The sequence below is a fragment of the Micromonospora sp. NPDC007220 genome (genome assembly GCF_040634035.1).
Classification (GTDB): domain Bacteria; phylum Actinomycetota; class Actinomycetes; order Mycobacteriales; family Micromonosporaceae; genus Micromonospora; species Micromonospora reichwaldensis.
This window is the reverse complement of record NZ_JBEYEU010000002.1, coordinates 267,188-285,650: the sequence shown is the minus strand read 5'-3', so window position 1 is coordinate 285,650 and position 18,463 is coordinate 267,188. Positions and strand designations below refer to the sequence as shown.

At 75.3% G+C, this 18,463-nt stretch carries 14 protein-coding genes; 7 read left to right on the top strand and 7 right to left on the bottom strand.

Annotated elements, in window-relative coordinates; all coding sequences use genetic code 11:
* Positions 1-2 precede the first annotated feature (2 nt).
* Positions 3-1,142 carry a glycerate kinase gene (locus ABZ573_RS07420; RefSeq protein ID WP_151456664.1) on the bottom strand — a complete coding sequence of 380 codons (1,140 nt, stop codon included), beginning with the start codon at positions 1,140-1,142 and terminating at the stop codon, positions 3-5.
* Between the two features lie 68 nt (positions 1,143-1,210).
* Between ABZ573_RS07420 and nadA the strand changes: the two genes are divergently transcribed.
* The 3 genes from nadA (at position 1,211) to ABZ573_RS07405 (ending at position 4,660) form a co-directional block, all read left to right on the top strand.
* Complete coding sequence (gene nadA / locus ABZ573_RS07415; RefSeq protein ID WP_358116514.1) at positions 1,211-2,410, top strand: quinolinate synthase NadA; 1,200 nt, start codon at positions 1,211-1,213, stop codon at positions 2,408-2,410.
* A gap of 212 nt (positions 2,411-2,622) precedes the next feature.
* Positions 2,623-3,978 carry a UDP-N-acetylglucosamine 1-carboxyvinyltransferase gene (murA, locus tag ABZ573_RS07410; protein WP_151456661.1) on the top strand — a complete coding sequence of 452 codons (1,356 nt, stop codon included), beginning with the start codon at positions 2,623-2,625 and terminating at the stop codon, positions 3,976-3,978.
* Positions 3,979-4,051: 73 nt separating this feature from the next.
* Entirely contained in the window at positions 4,052-4,660 is a 609-nt protein-coding gene (locus ABZ573_RS07405) for a DUF3043 domain-containing protein (RefSeq protein WP_151456662.1), read from the top strand.
* 70 nt (positions 4,661-4,730) lie between these two features.
* Here ABZ573_RS07405 and ABZ573_RS07400 read toward each other — a convergent pair whose 3' ends face one another.
* From ABZ573_RS07400 to ABZ573_RS07385, 4 genes are all read right to left on the bottom strand, one after another.
* Positions 4,731-5,693, bottom strand: coding sequence for an ATP-binding cassette domain-containing protein (locus tag ABZ573_RS07400; RefSeq protein ID WP_358116511.1), 963 nt, complete (start codon positions 5,691-5,693; stop codon positions 4,731-4,733).
* Positions 5,690-6,505, bottom strand: a complete 816-nt coding sequence (locus ABZ573_RS07395) for an ABC-2 family transporter protein (RefSeq protein ID WP_327029175.1) — start codon at positions 6,503-6,505, stop codon at positions 5,690-5,692. The genes ABZ573_RS07400 and ABZ573_RS07395 overlap by 4 nt, the downstream gene beginning before the upstream one ends.
* Positions 6,498-7,349: an ABC-2 family transporter protein gene (locus ABZ573_RS07390; protein ID WP_358116508.1), complete on the bottom strand. Its 852-nt coding sequence runs from the start codon at positions 7,347-7,349 to the stop codon at positions 6,498-6,500. The genes ABZ573_RS07395 and ABZ573_RS07390 overlap by 8 nt, the downstream gene beginning before the upstream one ends.
* Before the next feature lie 4,065 nt (positions 7,350-11,414).
* Positions 11,415-12,590, bottom strand: a complete 1,176-nt coding sequence (locus ABZ573_RS07385; RefSeq protein ID WP_358116505.1) for a hypothetical protein — start codon at positions 12,588-12,590, stop codon at positions 11,415-11,417.
* Between the two features lie 37 nt (positions 12,591-12,627).
* Here ABZ573_RS07385 and ABZ573_RS07380 point away from each other — a divergent pair, with 37 nt between their 5' ends.
* Both ABZ573_RS07380 and ABZ573_RS07375 read left to right on the top strand, forming a co-directional pair.
* Complete coding sequence (locus tag ABZ573_RS07380) at positions 12,628-13,995, top strand: WG repeat-containing protein (RefSeq protein ID WP_225852423.1); 1,368 nt, start codon at positions 12,628-12,630, stop codon at positions 13,993-13,995.
* 58 nt (positions 13,996-14,053) lie between these two features.
* A complete protein-coding gene (locus ABZ573_RS07375) occupies positions 14,054-15,052 on the top strand; it encodes an aldo/keto reductase family protein (protein WP_151456673.1) in 999 nt (332 codons plus the stop codon).
* 68 nt (positions 15,053-15,120) lie between these two features.
* Here ABZ573_RS07375 and ABZ573_RS07370 read toward each other — a convergent pair whose 3' ends face one another.
* Complete coding sequence (locus ABZ573_RS07370; RefSeq protein ID WP_327029178.1) at positions 15,121-15,918, bottom strand: site-2 protease family protein; 798 nt, start codon at positions 15,916-15,918, stop codon at positions 15,121-15,123.
* Positions 15,918-16,118 carry a hypothetical protein gene (locus tag ABZ573_RS07365; protein ID WP_151456671.1) on the bottom strand — a complete coding sequence of 67 codons (201 nt, stop codon included), beginning with the start codon at positions 16,116-16,118 and terminating at the stop codon, positions 15,918-15,920. The genes ABZ573_RS07370 and ABZ573_RS07365 overlap by 1 nt, the downstream gene beginning before the upstream one ends.
* 190 nt (positions 16,119-16,308) lie before the next feature.
* Between ABZ573_RS07365 and ABZ573_RS07360 the strand changes: the two genes are divergently transcribed.
* On the top strand, positions 16,309-16,509 hold the full coding sequence (locus ABZ573_RS07360) for a hypothetical protein (protein ID WP_121400450.1): 201 nt from the start codon (positions 16,309-16,311) through the stop codon (positions 16,507-16,509).
* Between the two features lie 88 nt (positions 16,510-16,597).
* Positions 16,598-18,388 (top strand): serine/threonine-protein kinase, encoded by a 1,791-nt coding sequence (locus ABZ573_RS07355; protein WP_358116499.1) that lies wholly within the window; start codon positions 16,598-16,600, stop codon positions 18,386-18,388.
* Positions 18,389-18,463 lie beyond the last annotated feature (75 nt).

Sequence of the window (18,463 nt, the reverse complement as noted above, 5' to 3'; positions counted from 1 at the left end):
GGTCAGCGGCTCCACTGCCGGGCGAGCCGGGTGCCGAGCGCCCGCAGCCCCTCGGCCGGGCGCTCCATCGCGGCGGCCAGCCCGCCGCGTTCCTCGCCCCCGAAGTGCTCCACCAGGCTGTACGCGTCGGTCACCCCGGCCGCCCCGGCCTCCCGCCGCCCGGTGCTCACCCGGCCCGCGACCACCACGCAGGGCACGCCCCGGTCCCGGGCGGCGCCGGCCACCCCGGCAACCACCTTGCCGCGCAGCGACTGGTGGTCGAACGAGCCCTCCCCGGTGATCACCAGGTCGACCTCGTCGAGGGTGACGTCCAGCCCGATCGCCCGGGTGACCAGGCCGATGCCCGACTCGCAGTGCCCGCCCAGCGCCAGGACGGCCGCGCCCAGCCCGCCGGCCGCGCCGCCGCCGGGCAGCGCGCCCAGCCGTTCGGGGCAGCCGGGCAGGTCCCGCTCCAGCACGGCGGCGAAACGCTCCAGCGCGGCGTCGAGCAGCAGCACGTCGGCCCGGTCGGCGCCCTTCTGCGGGCCGAACACGTTGCTGGCCCCGTGCAGCCCGAGCAGCGGGTTGTCCACGTCGGTGGCGGCCACCAGGCGGGCGTCGCGCAGCCGGGGCGCGCCGTCGAGGGCGTCCGCCGCGCCGAGCGCGCCCCCGCCGTACGGCAGTGCCTGGCCGGTGGCGTCCAGCGGGGTCACGCCGAGCGCGGTGAGCATGCCCGCGCCGCCGTCGTTGGTGCCGGAGCCGCCCAGCCCGATCACGACCGTCCGGGCCCCGGCCTCCAGGGCGGCGGCCACCAGCACCCCCAGCCCGTACGAGGAGGTGGTCTTCGGGTCCCGCTCGGCCGCGTCGAGCAGGTGCAGCCCGCACGCCTGGGCGCTCTCCAGCCAGGCGGTCGCACCGCCGTCGGTGAGCAGGATCTCACCGGTCGTCGGGCGGCCCAGCGGGTCGACGGTCGGCACCGGAATCCGGCGTCCGCCGAGGGCGTCGGAGAGCACGTCGATGAAGCCCGGCCCACCGTCCGACAGGGGCCGCACGAGCAGGTCGTCGCCGGGGGCGACCTCCCGCCAGCCGGTGGCCACGGCATCGGCGACCTGCGGGGCCGGCAGGGTGCCGGCGAACTTGTCCGGACAGAGCAGCACGCGCATGTCGAGCAGTGTGGCAGCACACACCGCTGGAGGCTGCGCCGAGGCCGCACTGTGGGACCATGGGGCACGTGACTTCGACCTGGGTGGAACCCTCCAACACCGCGACGGCACTGCTGCTGCTCGGCCGGGGCAGCGACCCCGCCACGGAGCGCGGCGTCGAGTGTCCGGGTGACCTGCCGGCGCCCAGCGACCCGGACCTGGTGGCCCGGGCGACGGCGGCGAAGGCGGCGCTGGGCAGCAAGGTCTTCGTGCTGGGGCACCACTACCAGCGCGACGAGGTGATCCAGTTCGCCGACGTGACCGGTGACTCGTTCAAGCTGGCCCGCGAGGCGGCGGCCCGGCCCGACGCGGAGTACATCGTCTTCTGCGGCGTGCACTTCATGGCCGAGAGCGCCGACATCCTCACCTCGGACGCGCAGAAGGTCATCCTGCCCGACCTGGCCGCCGGCTGCTCGATGGCGGACATGGCGGTGCTGTCGCAGGTCGAGACCGCCTGGGACGTGCTCACCGAACTGGGCATCGCGGCGGAGACCGTCCCGGTGACGTACATGAACTCCTCGGCGGACATCAAGGGCTTCGTCGGCCGCAACGGCGGCGTGGTCTGCACCTCGTCGAACGCGAAGCGGGCGCTGGAGTGGGCGTACGAGCAGGGGTCGAAGGTCTTCTTCTTCCCCGACCAGCACCTGGGTCGCAACACGGCGGTGCTGGAGATGGGCTTCTCGCTGGACGACTGTGTCCTCTACGACCCGCACAAGCCCAACGGCGGGCTCACCCCGCAGCAGCTGCGTGACGCGCGGATGATCCTGTGGCGCGGGCACTGCTCGGTGCACGGCCGCTTCACGCTGGACAGCGTCGACGACGTGCGGGAGCGGGTGCCGGGGGTGAACGTGCTGGTCCACCCGGAGTGCCGGCACGAGGTGGTCACCGCCGCCGACTTCGTCGGTTCGACGGAATACATCATCAAGGCCATCGAGGCGGCCCCGGCCGGCTCGGCCTGGGCGGTCGGCACCGAGCTGAACCTGGTCCGCCGGCTCGCGCTGGCCCACCCGGACAAGCAGGTCATGTTCCTGGACAAGGCCGTCTGCTACTGCTCGACCATGAACCGGATCGACCTGCCCCACCTGGTCTGGGCGCTGGAGGAGCTGGTGGCCGGCCGGCTGGTCAACCAGATCACCGTCGACCCGGACACCGCGCACCACGCCCGGGTGGCGCTGGAGAAGATGCTGGCCCTGCCCGCGGCCGACACCCCGCCGCCCGCAGCGGGCTGATCACCCTCCGTAGCCGTATTGGCACGGAAAAGGGTCCGATCACCGATAAGTACCCTCAGGGACGATGTGACCGGGTCCATGATCGTCACCGAGGGCTATGCTGCCGGTGCGACGACTCACGCGGGCCGTTTCGACATGGCCGCATTCCGGGTAGCGATGACAATCGTGTGCCCCACCATCAACACGGCAGCACCGACGCGCTGGAGGTTGCGTTGACCGACGACGTCCTGGTCGTACACGGAGGTACCCCGCTCGAAGGGCGGATCCGCGTGCGCGGCGCGAAGAACCTGGTCTCGAAGGCAATGGTCGCCGCCCTGCTGGGTGACAGCCCGAGCCGGCTGTACGACGTACCGAAGATCCGCGACGTCGAGGTGGTCCGGGGCCTGCTCGGCCTGCACGGGGTCAAGGTCACCGACGGCGGGGAGGACGGCGAGCTCGTCTTCGACCCGGCGAACGTGGAGAGCGCCAGCACGGACCAGATCAACGTGCACGCGGGCTCCAGCCGGATCCCGATCCTCTTCTGCGGGCCGCTGCTGCACCGCCTCGGCCACGCCTTCATCCCCGACCTGGGGGGCTGCCACATCGGGCCGCGCCCGATCGACTTCCACCTTCAGGCGCTGCGGGAGTTCGGTGCGACGGTCGAGAAGACCCCCGAGGGGCTGCACCTGTCGGCGCCGAACGGGCTGCACGGCACCAAGTTCGCCCTGCCGTACCCGAGCGTCGGTGCGACCGAGCAGGTGCTGCTGACGGCCGTGATGGCCGAGGGCGTCACCGAGCTGCGCAACGCCGCGGTGGAGCCGGAGATCATCGACCTGATCTGCATCCTGCAGAAGATGGGCGCGATCATCAAGGTGCACACCGACCGGGTCATCGAGATCCAGGGTGTGCCGAAGCTGCACGGCTACACGCACCGGCCGATCCCGGACCGGATCGAGGCGGCGAGCTGGGCGGCAGCGGCGCTGGCCACCCGCGGCCACGTCGAGGTGCTCGGCGCGCAGCAGGCCGACATGATGACCTTCCTGAACATCTTCCGCTCCGTCGGCGGCGAGTACGAGGTCACCGACGCCCGGCCGCCGAAGCTGGGCGACCCGGGCCAGGAGGGCGGGATCCGGTTCTGGCACCCTGGCGGCGAGCTGCACGCCGTGGCGCTGGAGACCGACGTGCACCCGGGCTTCATGACCGACTGGCAGCAGCCGCTGGTGGTGGCGCTCACCCAGGCCCGGGGCCTGTCCATCGTCCACGAGACGGTCTACGAGCAGCGGCTGGGCTACACCGAGGCGCTCAACTCGATGGGCGCCAACATCCAGGTCTACCGGGACTGCCTGGGCGGCACGCCGTGCCGCTTCGGCCGGCGCAACTTCAAGCACTCGGCGGTGATCGCGGGGCCGAGCAAGCTGCACGCCGCCGACCTGGTCATCCCCGACCTGCGGGCCGGTTTCAGCCACCTGATCGCCGCGCTGGCCGCCGAGGGCACCTCCCGGGTCTACGGCGTGGACCTGATCAACCGGGGCTACGAGGACTTCGAGGCGAAGCTGGCCGACCTGGGCGCGCACGTCGAGCGCCCGTAACGTCGACCACTCCCGTACGCGCCCGGTGCACCGCGATGTGCACCGGGCGCCGTCGTTTGGCTACCCTTTCCGCGTGCCCTCGCTGTTTCGCCGCAAGTCCTCCGACCTCGTCGACGAGGCCGTCACCCCGGTGACCCCCGACGAGGAGTCCACGCTTGCCCAGCCCCGGGGCTACACCCCGAGCAAGAAGGAGCTGGGCAAGGCCACCCCGAAGCGGCCCACCGCCGGCCGTCGGCCGGCCGCGGCCACCAAGCCGTTGACCAAGGAGGAGCAGCGGGAGCGCAAGCGCCAGCTGCGCGCCGAGGCGGCGGAGGAGTTCCGTCGTGAGGGCGGTCCCCGCGACCGCGGCCCGGAGCGGCTGCTGGCCCGCAACGTGGTCGACTCCCGGCGTACGGTCGGCACCTGGTTCTTCGGTGGGGCGCTGATCGTGCTGATCGGCTCGAACGCCGCGATGCCGCCGGTCGTCCGCCTGGTCTCCAACATCCTCTGGGGCGCGCTCGCCCTGGGTGTGGTGGTCGACTCGCTCCTGATCTCGCGCAAGATCCGCAAGCTGGTCGGGGAGCGTTTCCCGAACACCGGGCAGCGGATGGGCTCGCTCTACCTCTACGCCATCATGCGGTCGATCACGTTCCGCCGGATGCGCGCCCCCGCGCCCCGGGTAAACATCGGCGACCCGGTCTGAGCCTGCCGCACCGACGGCCCCTACCGCAGCGCGGTACGGGGCCGTCGCCGTCACTGGCCCTGCGGGGGCGTCAGCGGCTCCGGTAGAGCCTGGCCACCACGTCCTCGATGTCCGGCTCGACGATCGAGACGTCCCGCAGCGCGCCCAGCCCGGCCAGGGCCGCCACCACCTCGGCCACCCCCGCCGACTCCAACGCGAAGACCAGCCGGTGCCCGTCGGCCTCCTGCCGTTGCAGCGGCGCGCCGGGCAGCACCGGCGGCTCGGCCAGCGGTGCGTCCAGGTCGGCGACGAGCAGCCGGCGCGACCCGTACCGCTCGTGCAGCGCGGCGATCGACCCGTCGTGCACCACCCGCCCGTGGTCGACCACCACCAGGCGCCGGCAGAGCCGCTCGATGTCGGCCAGGTCGTGCGTGGTGAGCACCAGCGTCGTGTCCCCGGTGCGGCCCAGCTCGCCGAGGAAGCCGCGGACCGCCTGCTTGCTGACCACGTCGAGGCCGATGGTGGGCTCGTCGAGGAAGAGCACCTCCGGGCCGTGCAGCAGCGCGGCGGTCAGCTCGCCGCGCATGCGCTGCCCGAGGGAGAGCTGCCTTACCGGGGTGTCCAGGAACGGATCCAGGTCGAGCAGGCTCCGGCAGCGGCGCAGCCGGGCGGCGTGCGCGGCGGCCGGCACCCGGTAGACGTGCCGCAGCAGCGCGAACGAGTCGCCCAGCGGCAGGTCCCACCAGAGCTGCGAGCGCTGGCCGAAGACCACGCCGACGCGCAGCGCGAGCCGGGTCCGCTCGGCCACCGGGCGCAGGCCGCACACGCGTACCTCGCCGGCGGAAGGCGTCAGCACGCCCGTGAACATCTTGAGCGTCGTCGACTTGCCGGCGCCGTTGGGCCCGATGTAGCCGAGCATCTCGCCCCGGGCCACCCGCAGGTCGATCCCGTCCACGGCGGTGACCCGCCGCTTCTCCCGCCGCAGCCGGCCGGTGCGCACCCGGACGGTGAACTCCTTGCGCAGCCCGTCGACCACGATCACGTCGTCGCTCACGACCCCGTACTCCGGTAGTGGCGGACCCCGGTGCGCCAGGCCGCCGCCGCCCCGGCGGCCGCGACCAGCGCGACGGCCGGCGCGGTGAAGCCCACCCACGCCGGCAGGCCGAGCGGGTCGGCGCGGCCGAGCAGCGCCAGCGCCGGGTGGTAGCTGACGAAGGCGAAGCCCAGGCCGTACGCGAACACCGCGCGGAACCAGCCCTCGAAGACGGTGACCGGGTACGAGGCGAAGTCCCGCCCGCCGTAGGTGACCGAGTTGGCCAGCTCACCCGAGTCGACCCACCAGAACGAGACGGTGGCGGTGGCCACGAAGACCGACCCGAAGAAGACCACCCCGGCCAGCGGGGCGAGGACCACCAGCAGCGCCCGCGCCGGGGTCCACTCGACGCCGGCGGAGCCGACCGCGACGACCAGCACGGCGATCCCGAAGACCGCCCGGGACACCTTGCGCAGCGGCAGGTCCATCAGCAGCAGCTGGGGCAGGGCGCCGAGCGGGCGGACCAGCACGGCGTCGAAGAGCCCGGTGCGCACGTACCGGGGCAGCCGCTCGATGTTGCCCACCAGCAGGTCGGCGACGGCGAACGCGCACGTCGAGAGGCCGACGACCACCAGCGTCTCGCGCAGCGTGAAGCCGCCCAGCTCCCGGGTGACCCCGAAGATCACCAGCACGGTCAGCACGTCGAAGACGGTGGACCCGACGTTGCCGACCACGTCGATGACGAACGAGGTCCGGTACGCCGTCTGCGCGCGTGCCTGCGCGCCGAGCAGCGCCCGGTACGCGGCCAGCGCCCCGCCCGACGCCTCAGCCACCCTGCACCACCAGGCGGCGTTCCGCGCGCCGCTGCACCAGCCGGCAGGCGGCCAGGATCAGCACCGCCCAGGCGAGCTGGAGGCCGACCAGCCCGACCTGCGTGCCGGTCGGATCCCGCTCGACCAGCACGTCGAGTGGGGTCTGGAGCAGGCTCGGGAAGGGGGTGCCCAGCCACAGCACGAGCTGGAGCCACTCCGGCAGGAAGCGCAGCGGGAAGTAGAGCCCGGCGAGCACGCCCGACGCGAGGGTCCAGAGGATCACCGGCCCCCGGACGTCCTGCAACCAGTACGCGGTCGCGTTGACCAGGAACCGGCAGCCGAAGCAGAGGACCACGGCGACGACGGCGGAGAACGCGAAGATCGGCAGGGTGGCCCAGCGGCGGGGCACGTGGACCTCGAAGAAGAGCGGCCCGACCAGCACCGGCGGCAGGAACCGGACCAGGGCGGCGTGGCCGGCGCGGCCCAGGTCGGCGGCGAGATGGCTGGTCACGGGGTGCACCGGCCGCAGCAGGTCGCTGGCGACGTCGCCGGTGCGGATCCGGTCGGCCAGCTCGGTCCAGCCCCAGAGCAGGACGACCGCCAGCAGGCCCTGGCCCACCCAGACGAAGGTGGCGAGCTGCCTCCGGTCGTACCCGGCCACCGTGCCGGCCGCGCCGACCGCCGCGAGCAGGACGTAGCACCGCAGGAAGCCGAAGACCGTGTTGGTCACGACGCCCGCCACCGATGCCTGCCGGTACGTGGCGTAACGTCGGAAGCCTGATCCGGTTATAGCCTTAAATGTCCGGAACCATAGGATAACGTTTGGGGTGGTGGGCGGTGCCACAGTGGCGGTGAGCGAGCCCACGCCGCTACCCTCCTTCCGCAGCCACGCCGTACCGGAGGGGCGACTCTACCGGCACGTGGAGCGCCCAGCGCGACAATTTCCAACGAGGTGACATCGCCGTGAGCGAGCGGACGCGGGCCGGCCACCGGGGCGCCGCCGTGAGCGGACGGACGCCAGCCGGGCACCCGGGCGCGCCCGCTCCCCGGCGGCTGGCACCGGGCGTTCCGCCTACCCTCCGTGGCGACAGGGCAACCGGATGAGCCGCTACTACGACCACTGGCACGACTCCGCCGAACCGGCCTGGATGATCGAGCCCACCACCGAGTGGCATCCGCAGTTCCCCGGCCAGCGCTACGCGGGCGACATCGGCGTCGAACACGCGCCGGCCGCGCCTCGGGGCCGCTCCGCCGTGGGCCGGGCCGAGGTGCCCCCGCTCGCACCCACCCGGCCGGACGGGACCTACATCGGCCGGTCGTGGGACGACCTGCCCGACGGGCGGCCCGGTCGGCAGGACGCGTGGCACGGCCAGCCGGACGGCCCCGACGCGCGTCGGTACGGCGACGAGTCGTACCGCCGCCCGCCCGCCGAGCCGCGCCGGCCGGACGACCGGCAGTGGCCGCCCCGACAGGAGCCGCCACACCGCAACGACCGGGGTCAGTTCGACGCCCCCGGCCGGCCCGTCGACTCCCCCCGGCAGCGCGACCACGCCGGTCCCGACCGCTACGACAGCCGCACCCCCCGGTACGAGCCGGCCGGGCGGGACCGTCCCGTCTCCCCCGCCGGCCGGCCCGATCCGGGCTGGCTCCCGGAGCCCGACGAGGACGCGCCGCCCCGCCGCCCCGCGGCGTACGAGCGCCCGGACGCCAGCTACGACCGCCGGCCGGACCCCGGCCACGACCACCGCCCCGGGCGCGTTCACGACCGTCCCGCCGCGTCCGGCCACGACCGCCGAGCGGAGACCGTCCACGACCGCCAGGCGGACGCTGACGGGCGCCGCTACCAGTGGGCGGCCCCGGCCCCGGAGCCCCGCCCCTCCGACGGCCAGCGGGAGCGTCCGGTCGACGGCCAGCGGGAGCGTCCGGTCGACGGCCAGCGGGAGCGTCCTTCCGACGGCCAGCATGACCGTCTTTCCGACGGCCAGCGTGAGCGTCCTTTCGATGGGCAGCGGGAGCGTCCTTCCGATGGGCAGCGGGAGCGTCCTTCCGATGGGCAGCGGGAGCGTCCTTTCGATGGGCAATGGGGGCGTTCGGCTGCCCCGCAGCCGGAGCGCTCGGCCGACTCGCAGTGGGACCGCGGCCCCGGCGGGCGGGGCCGCGAGGCCGGCGTACCCGCCGACGGGTGGCCACGCCCCGACCGGGCTCCCGCCGGCCAGCAGGCGCCTCCGGACAGCCAGCGGCGGCAGCAGGAGCCGGACGAGCGATGGCGGGCGCACGAGGCGGCGCGCGCCGAGACGTACCCGGAGCGGGGGCCGCGCGGGGTCGCCCGGCCCGACGCCCCTCGGGAGGCCGAGGCGTACCGGGGACACCCGCGGCAGGACGGCGGCCTGCCCTGGCCACCACCCGGCCCCCTGCGGCCCGGCTCCGACCGGGACGCGGCGCGGCGCGCCGAACCCCGCCCCGAGCACCGGCGACCGGCCGACCGCCCCCAGGACGCCGCGACCCCGCCGCTCCCGCCCGGGTACGACCAACGGCCGCAATCCCCCACCTACGGTGCCCCGACGACGTCCGGGGCGCCGGCCCCCGGGCCGGCGGCCTTCCGGGCCCCGGCCGGGGACGTTCCGCCGCCGGGCCGCCCCGTCTCCCCCGCGCCGGCCCGCGACCTGCCACGCTCCGACCGGCCCGACCCGACCGCACCGGTCCACGGTCGGCCGGTGTCGCCCGCCGGCCCCCTGTCCGGGCCTGTCTCGCCTGCCGGCCCGGTCTCACCCGCCGGGCCCCTGTCCGGCCGGACGTCGCCAGCGGGTCCCGCCCCGGCCCCGGTCTCGCCGGCGGATCCCGCCTCGGCCCCGGTCTCGCCGGCAGGCCCGAGCGTCAACCGCCCGGTATCGCCGGCGGGCCCGGATGTCCGCCACCCGGTGTCGCCGGCAGGCCCGGACGTCCGCCAACCGGTATCGCCGGCAGGCCCGGACGTCCGCCACCCGGTATCGCCGGCAGGCCCGGACGTCCGCCAACCGGTATCGCCGGCGGGCCCAACCGTCGGCCGCCCGGTATCGCCGGCGGGCCCGGTGGACCAGGTGGTCGGGCGGCCGGTGCCGCCAGCGGGTCCGGCCACCGGCCACACGCCCCGCCCGGCCCCGGAGGACGACGCCACGCCGATCTCGGCGCCTCCCGCCGCCCGACTGCGCCTGGAGTTCCTGCCGGCACCGGAGGCGACCGCCAGCAGGGTGTCCGGTCCGGCCCCGGAGACGACCGCCGACGCGACCCGGCAGGCGACAGCCAGCGCGGTGCCCGGTCCGACCCCGGAGACGACCGCCGACGCGGCCGGTCCGGCCCGCCAGTCGACCGCCAGCACGGTCCCCGGTCCGGCCCCGGCACACCCAGGACCGGCCCGGCCGGACGCACCGACGCCGCACCCGGGCACCGGGCACGGCGAAGCCCGGTCCGTGGCCCAGCCCCCGGCCCCCACGCCGTCGGGGCAGCCGTCCGCCACCCGTCCGAGCGCACCGCACCGCTCGCCGGAAGCCCCGGCAGCCGCAGGCACGGCCAGGCAGGACGTCCCGGCACCGCAGGCGCCCATCGCGCCCGACAGGCCCAGGCGGTACGTCCCGCCACCGCCGAGCGACCCGCCCACACCGGCCGCCCCGCCGCCTCCCCAGGCGCCCACCTCGAGCGGACCGGACGCCTGGTTCCGACCGTCCCGGCCCGCGGCACCTGCCCCGGTCACGCCGGACGGGTCTCGGCCCGCCGGCCAGGCTGTCTCTCCCCCGACCACCACGCCTCCCCCGACCACCACGCCGCCCCTGGGCGGCACGGCGACTACGAGTGGCACGCCGGCGCAGAGCGGCACGGCGACTACGAGTGGCACGGCGGCGCAGAGCGGCGCGGCCGCATCGAGTGGCGCGGCGGCACCCAGCCAGGCGCCGGACCCGAGTGGTACGACGGCTGCAAACGGCACGGCGGCCCCGAGGGATACGGCGGCTGCAAACGGCACGGCGGCTGCAAGCGGCGTGTCGACTCCCCACCGCACGCCGGGCGTAGACGCCGTGCCGAACCGTGGCCTCGACGGGTCGGTACCGAATCCGCCCGACGGCGGTGCCGCCTCGCCCGAACCTGCCACCTCGTCGTCGGCGAGATCCACGTCACCGTCTCACGACCACCCCGAACCGCCGACCGAGGTCGCCCCGGCGGAATCGGCCCCGGTCCCGCCGGCCATCCCAACGGTGTCCGGCCCACGGGTCGTACCGGCCACAGCGCCGGCACCGCCCGCGTCCTCCCTTTCCGAGCAGGCGTCTGGTCCGCCCGCTGGGCTGGCACCGCCCGCGCCCACCCTTGCCGAGCCGGTACACGTTTCGCCCGCTGTGCCGGCGCCTTCCGCACCCGACCCGGTGTCCGCTCCGCCCGCCGCCCCGGCCCCAACGCCTGCCCCGACGTCCCCTGCGCCTGCCGTCCCGGCGCCGCCGACCGTCCAGGAACCGACGCTGGCGGACCTGCCGCCGGTCGCCGTCCCGCCGGAGCAGCCAGTCACCGCAGCGCCCGCGCCGCCCGCGCCCGCACCGCCCATCCCCGCACCGTCCGCACCGCCCATCCCCGCACCGCCCGCGCCCGCACCACCCGTGCCTGCACCGTCCACGTCGCCCGTCACCGCACCGTCCACGCCGCTGGCGCAGAGCAACTCCGCAGCGCCCGTCTCCGCGCCTCCCGGGCAGGCCAACTCCGCGTCGCCCACGCCACGCCCGGTCTTCGCAACTCCTACCCGGCCCGTGTCGGCACCACCGTCCGGCCCGCAGGTTGCGGCGCCGGTCGTACGGCCGATGCCGGAAGCACCGACGGCGGCAGCAGCCCAGGCACAGCCGGCCGGGCCCGATGCCGTCACGGCGAATGGCACCGCCCCGAAGACAGCGGCACAGTACGAAGCAGCGTCGCCGCCCTACCCGAACGCGGCGGACACAGCGGCCCCGCGCATGGACCGGCACGCCACCACTCCCACGCTCGAACCGGTCGAGCGGGTGCCGAACGAACCGGCTGCGCCCACCGGTGGAACACCATGGTTGTCACCGAAGGCTTTTGACACCCGTGGTGTTCCACCCACCGCGGCCGATCCGCGTCCCGTGTCCGCTCCGCCCGTCGGCGCTGCGACATCGGTGTCCACACTGCCGGTCTCCCCCGTCGCCGGCCCTCCGGCCGAGCCGGCGGAGGTGTCCCGGGCCGGTTCTGTCGTCGGGCCGACGGCCGAGACGAACGAGTCGGTCCCGGCCGCACCGGCCCCGCGCCCTGTCTCCGCGCCACCGGCCCAGCAGGTTTCCGCGCCACCGGCCCAGCCCATCGACGCGCCAGCGGCCCAGCAGGTCTTCCCGTCGCCGGCCCGGCTCATCGACTCGCCAGCGGCCGAGCAGGTCTCCGCGCCACCGGCCCCGCGTCCTGTCTCCGCTCCGCCGGCCCAGCCCATCGCCGCGCCGCCGGTACCGCCTGTTTCCGGGCCGCCCGTCGCGTCGGATGCGTACGTGCCTGCGCGGGACGCGTCCGCCACTGCCGCGCCACACGCCGACGCGGTGTCGGCCCCGCCGGGCGAGCCTGTCTCCGCTCCGCCCGCCGCGTCGGCGCCGCCCCCGCCCATCGTCCCTGGCGCGTTGTCGCAGGCACCGCAACCTGTCTCCGCACCCGCCGCAGACCTCGTGCCGGCCCGGCCCGTTTCCGCGCCGCCGACGGCCTCGGCACCGCCCACGGACGCCTCGCCGGTACCGCCCCCCTCCGAGCCGTCGGCGCAGCCGGTGTCCGCGCCGCCTGCCGCCACGCCGCCCGCCGCCACGCCCCCCATCGCCACCCCGCCCGCCGCCACGCCGCCCGGCGGGCAGGTGCCATCGACGAGCGCGGAACGGACCTCCGCGTCCCGCACCGCCGAGCCAGCCATCGCCGCAACGAACACCACCGAACCCCACGCCGTCGGAGCCAGCGCCGCCGAACCACGGACCACCGAACCGGGCACCACCGAACCACGGACCACCCAACCGAGCGCCACCGAACCACGGACCACCCAACCGAGCGCCACCGAACCACGGACCACCCAACCGAGCGCCACCGAGCCACAGACCACCGGACCAAACACGGCCGGACCACGGGCCGACGGACCACGGGACGCCGGAGTGGGCAGCAGCGGACCGCGGGCCGCCGGGATGCCCGTCGGGTCGCGGGACGCCGGGCACCAGAGCGCGGCGCAGGGCGATCCGGAGCAGGTGCTGGCGAGCTACCGGTGGCGGCTCGATCCGGCCACCCTGCGGGAGGTCGTGGAGGAGCCGGACGAGTTCCGGACGATCCGGCGGCGGCTGACCGAGAAGCTGGGCGCGGCCGTGGACAACAAGTCGCGCGCCCGGCTGCTCAGTCTGCGGGCGGTGGTGTCCCGGATTCTCGGCGAACTGGACGATGCCCTGGCGGACGGTCGGCTCGCGCTCACCTACGCCGAGGCCACCGGGGAGTTGCGGCGTACGGCGGTGGCTCAGGCTCGGCTGGCGCACGTGTTGCGCTGGCGCGGCGAGTTCGTCGAGGCCGACCGGCTCTTCGCCGAGGCGAACTCCACGGAGTTGCCACAGCGGCTGCGCGCGGTGCTGCACGAGCACGCCGGGCGGTCCTGCTACGACCAGGGTCGGCTGATGGAGGCCTGTCACCACTTCGAGCGGGCCCTGGACCTGCGTGGCACCGAGGACCCCGAGTTGCAGGCCCGGATCCGGCTGAGCCTGGACGCGGTGGCGGAGCGGGTCGCGGAGACGGGCTTCGGGCCGTACCCGCGCAGCCGCGAGGAGGTGTTGGAGCGTGACCGGCCCCCGATGCCGGCCCGCGACGGCGACCTGTGGGGTTTCTCCGACCCGGACGGCGACCTGGTCATCGCGGCCGGGTACGCGGAGGCGCAGCCGTTCCGCGACGGGCTGGCCTGGGTGCGGCGCCCCGAGACCGAGCGGTGGTCGCTCATCGACCGTACCGGCGCCACGGTGCTCGAACCGTCGTACCCGGTGGTCCGCTCGTTCTCCGACGGGCTGGCCTGGGTGTCCGACGGCGGCGACGCCGGCTGGGTGGCGATCGACGCCACCGGCGAGGTGGTCGTGCCGCACGGCTTCGCGGACGTACGCCCGTTCCAACGCGGCGTGGCCGTGGTCCGCCGCGACGGCTGGGGCGCGGTCGACCGCAACGGCCGGATCGTGGTGCCCACCCGGCACCACGGGTTCGCCACCGTCCTGGCCGACGGCCGGTACGTCGACGGCTTCACCGAGGAGGGGCTGGCCGTGGTGGAGGTGGCCGGCCGGCGCGGCGTGGTGAACCGGGCCGGGAAGGTGCTGGTGGCGCCCAGCTATCCGGCGCTGGTCGTCCACCCGGTCGCGTTCCTGGTCGGCGACGGCACGGGCCGCTGGGGCGCGCTCGACCGGCGGGGCGAGCTGCTCATCGAGCCGGTGCACCGCGACCGCGACGAGGTCGTCGCCGAGATCGAGCGGCTGCTCGTCGACACCAGCCCCGTGCTCTGAGCGACAGGGAGGCCCGCCACGAGGGGTGGGCATGATCGGAACGGGCTAGGGTCGACTCATGGAATTCCGTCACCTGGGCCGTTCCGGCCTGATGGTCAGCGAGATCTCGTACGGCAACTGGATCACCCACGGCTCGCAGGTCGAGGAGGACGCGGCGTTCGCCTGCGTCCGGGCCGCCCTGGACGCCGGCATCACCACCTTCGACACGGCCGACGTGTACGCGGGCACCCGCGCCGAGGACGTGCTGGGCCGCGCGCTGGAGGGCGAGCGGCGCGAGGGGCTGGAGATCTTCACCAAGGTGTACTGGCCCACGGGGCCGGGCCGCAACGACCGGGGCCTGTCCCGCAAGCACATCATGGAGTCGATCAACGGCTCGCTGCGCCGGCTGCGCACCGACTACGTGGACCTCTACCAGGCCCACCGGTACGACCACAGCACGCCGCTGGAGGAGACGATGGAGGCGTTCGCCGACGTCGTGCACTCCGGCAAGGCGCTCTACATCGGCGTCTCCGAGTGGAAGGCGTCGGAGATCCGCGCGGCCCACCAGCTCGCCCGTGAGCTGCACATCCCGCTGGTCTCCAACCAGCCGCAGTACTCGATGCTCTGGCGGGTCATCGAGTCCGAGGTCGTTCCCACCAGCGAGGAGCTGGGCATCGGGCAGATCGTCTGGTCGCCGATCGCGCAGGGCGTGCTCTCGGGCAAGTACCTGCCGGGCCAGCCGCCGCCGGCCGGCTCCCGGGCCACCGACGAGAAGTCGGGCGCGGGCTTCATCTCCCGGTTCATGACCGACGAGGTCCTGAACCGGGTGCAGCGACTCAAGCCGCTGGCCGAGCAGGCCGGACTGAGCATGGCGCAGCTCGCCGTCGCCTGGGTGTTGCAGAACCCGAACGTCTCCTCGGCGATCGTCGGCGCCTCCCGCCCGGAGCAGGTGCACGACAACGTCAAGGCGGCCGGCGTGAAGCTCGACGCCGAGCTGCTCAAGGCGATCGACGAGATCGTCGACCCGATCGTCGAGCGCGACCCGGCCCGCACGGAGTCTCCCGCCGAGCGCCCGTGACGCGTCCCGGCCCGGGCCGGCCCGCACCACGGGCCGCCCGGGCCGGACCGTGCCGGCGGGGGCGCGGGTCAGCCCTGCCAGAAGCGGATCAGGTCCAGGCCGAGGGCGTAGAGCCACGGGGGCAGGCCGAGGAAGTCGCCGACGGCGAAGACCGCGTCGAAGAACCAGCCGCCGATCCGCGGGTTCCACAGCAGCGCGAACAGCAGGATGAAGCCGAACGGGGCGAACAGGTCGTACATCCTGCGCCACTGCGGGTTCAGCCACGGCTGGATCATGTTGCCGCCGTCCAGGCCGGGCACCGGGAGCAGGTTGAGCACGCTCGCGGTGAGCTGGAGGAACGCCAGCAGCGCCACGGCCGCCCAGAACTCGACCGGCCCGCCGCCGGCCGCCCCGAGGCGTACGGCGAGCACCAGCAACAGCGTGAACAGCACGTTGGTGGCCGGGCCCGCCAGGCTGACCAGGGTGTGCCGCAGCCGTCCCGGGATGGCGTGCCGGTCCACCCACACCGCCCCGCCGGGCAGGCCGATGCCGCCGAGCAGCACGACCACCACGGGCAGCCCGATCGACAGCAGCGGGTGGCTGTACTTCAGCGGGTTGAGCGTCAGGTAGCCCCGGTGGGCGACGCTGCGGTCGCCGGCCCGGTAGGCGACGACAGCGTGGGCGTACTCGTGCAGGCAGAGCGAGACCAGCCAGCCGGACACGACGAAGAGGAACACGTCGAGCCGGACGTTGCCGAACCCGTTCCAGGTGAGCACCCCGCTGGTCACGAAGAGCGCGACCAGGGCGAGGAAGACGGGGCTGGGCCGGAACGCCGCCCGGGGCACGCCGAGCACCAACGGCTCGCCCCCCGGGCGGTCGCCGGCCATCACTCCGCCGGAGGCAGCAGGCTCATGCGGTAGTCCACCCGGTCGTCCTCCACGAGCGTGACCGAGGTGACGCCGGACGCCGCGAGCTCCCGCCAGGCCTGACCGATCCAGGACTCGGCGTCCGCCTGGCTGCTGAACGACTCCGCCGGCCCCTCGACCGACTCACCGTTCGCGCCCTCGTACCGCCAACTCCACGCCATGCCGCGTCTCCCCTCGCCGCTGATGTCCCGTGGGACGAACCCCCGCCAGCGTAGTCGGCCGGGCGCGGGGCGGCCCGACATCCGTACGCCGGGCGGGCGGCGCAGGGTTCCCCGGCCCCTGTCCGGGTATGGGCCTCCTGACGCGCGACGGGGCGGTCGCCGACCGCCGACGGGCCTGGAGGAGGCGACGATGGACGAACCGCTGCACGACAAGGACACCGAGGCGCTGCGGGCGATGGCGGTGCGCGGCGGCATCGTGGGGGCCGCGCACATGGAACGGGAGGACCTGCTGGACGCCCTCGTCGCCCGCCCCGGGGAGGGCGCCTGGCAGGAGGACCCGAAGCCGGCAGCGGTCAACCCCAACGACTTCCAGTACCAGACACCCCGGTAGTCCGTCGCCGCCCCGCCGGGCGGCCAGCCCCGCTCCGCCGCCCCGCCGGGCGGCCAGCCCCGCTCCGCCGGGCCGGTACGGTGTCGCGGTGCTTACTCGGGGAGTGGTGCTCAGCGACCGGTACCGGCTGGACGACCGAGTGGCGATCGGCGGCATGGGCGCGGTCTGGCGCTGCACCGACCTCATGCTGGAACGTACGGTGGCGGTGAAGGCGCTGCTGCCGGCGTTGAGCGCGGATCCCGAGTTCACGGCCCGGTTCCGGGCGGAGGCGCGGATGCTGGCGGCGCTGCGCCACCCGGGCGTGGTCGCCGTGCACGACGTCGGCCGGTCCGTCCTCGACGACGGCAGCCAGGTCGACTACCTGGTGATGGAGTACGTCGACGGCCAGCCGCTGAGTTCCTGGCTGCGGCGCGGGGGGCGGCTCGACCCGGCGTCGACCATGTCGGTGGTGGCGCAGGCCGCCGAGGCGCTGCACACCGCCCACCTCGCCGGCATCGTGCACCGGGACGTCAAGCCGGGCAACCTGCTGGTGAAGGGCGACGGCCGGGTGGTGCTGGTCGACTTCGGCATCGCCCGCTCCGGCTCCATGGCGGGCATCACCGCCGCCAACGTGATGCTCGGTACCGCCTCGTACATGTCGCCCGAGCAGGCCGCGAACCAGCCGGTCTCCCCGGCGACGGACGTCTACGCGCTCGGCGCGGTGGCGTACTTCTGCCTGACCGGCCAGCCGCCGTTCGACGGGGACAACCCGCTCCAGGTGGCGTTGCGGCACCTCCAGGAGGAGCCGCCGCCGCTGCCGCCCGACATCCCGGCGGCGGTGGCCGCGCTGGTGCAGCGGGCGATGGCGAAGCGCCCCGGCGACCGGTTCGGCGACGCGGCGGCGATGGCCGACGCCGCGGCCGAGGCCCGCGACGCGACCCTGGCCGTGGTGCCGACGTCCGCCCGCCCGCCGTGGGCCGTCGCCGGCCCGACCTCGGCGGTGCCCGCCGCCGCGCAACCGGACCAGGGCGGTACCCCGGCGGCCGGTGACGCCGTTGCGCCGGCCCCCGCCGGGCCGGTCGCCCCGCCGGATCCGTGGGCGCCGCTGCCGCCCGTCGCCGCCCGGCCGCACCCGGGACCGGCGACGGGAAGCGACGCCTTGGGACCGGTCCCGCCCACCCGGGAGGACCCGGTCGTGCCGCAGCCGGCACGGCGGCGTCGGGCCGCGCTGCTCGGCGCGGCGGCCACCGGGCTCGTGGTGCTGGTCGGGGTGGCCGCGCTCGCCCTGGCCCCCGACGACGGCCCGGCCGGCGGAGACGTCCCGGCGGCGCTGACCGGCGAGTCCGCGGCGGCGGGCCCGTCCGGCGCGGCGGCCGACGACGGTACGGGCCGGTTGCGCGTCGAGCCCACGCCGGGTGCCACCCGCGCGACGGCGTCGTCCCGCAGTCCGTCGGCGTCGCCGCCCGGGCGCTCCCCGGTCCCGACGGCGGGCAGCGGCGAGCCGACCGCGACCGCTCCCGGCGGACCCGGCCCCGGACCGACGGCCGGACAGCCGGCGAAGCCGAACCCGTACACGCCGGTCGAGGCGTGCGGCAGCGGGTACAGGGTGATCGACTCGGCCCCGCTGACCGCCTCGGGCAGCCGGAAGGGCAGGGTCTACCTGCTCTACCACGCCGGCAGCGGCAACAACTGCGTGGTCACGATGAAGGCGACCGCGGTGGGCACGGCCACGGCCGCCTCGGCGTGGCTGGAGGTGCGGGGCCGGGCCCGCAGCACCGACAGCGGGTCGTTCTCGTACTACGCGGGGCCGGTGCGGGCCAGGGCCGCCGGGGTGTGCGTGAAGTGGGGCGGGTCCACCGGCGGGGCCAGCTACGCCAGCGGTTTCGAGCACTGCGACTGAGCGCCGCCCGGGGGTGCCCCTGCCCGCGGCGGCGACCGGCCGCCTCCCTGCGGGGCCGGGCCGGCCGTACCCCGC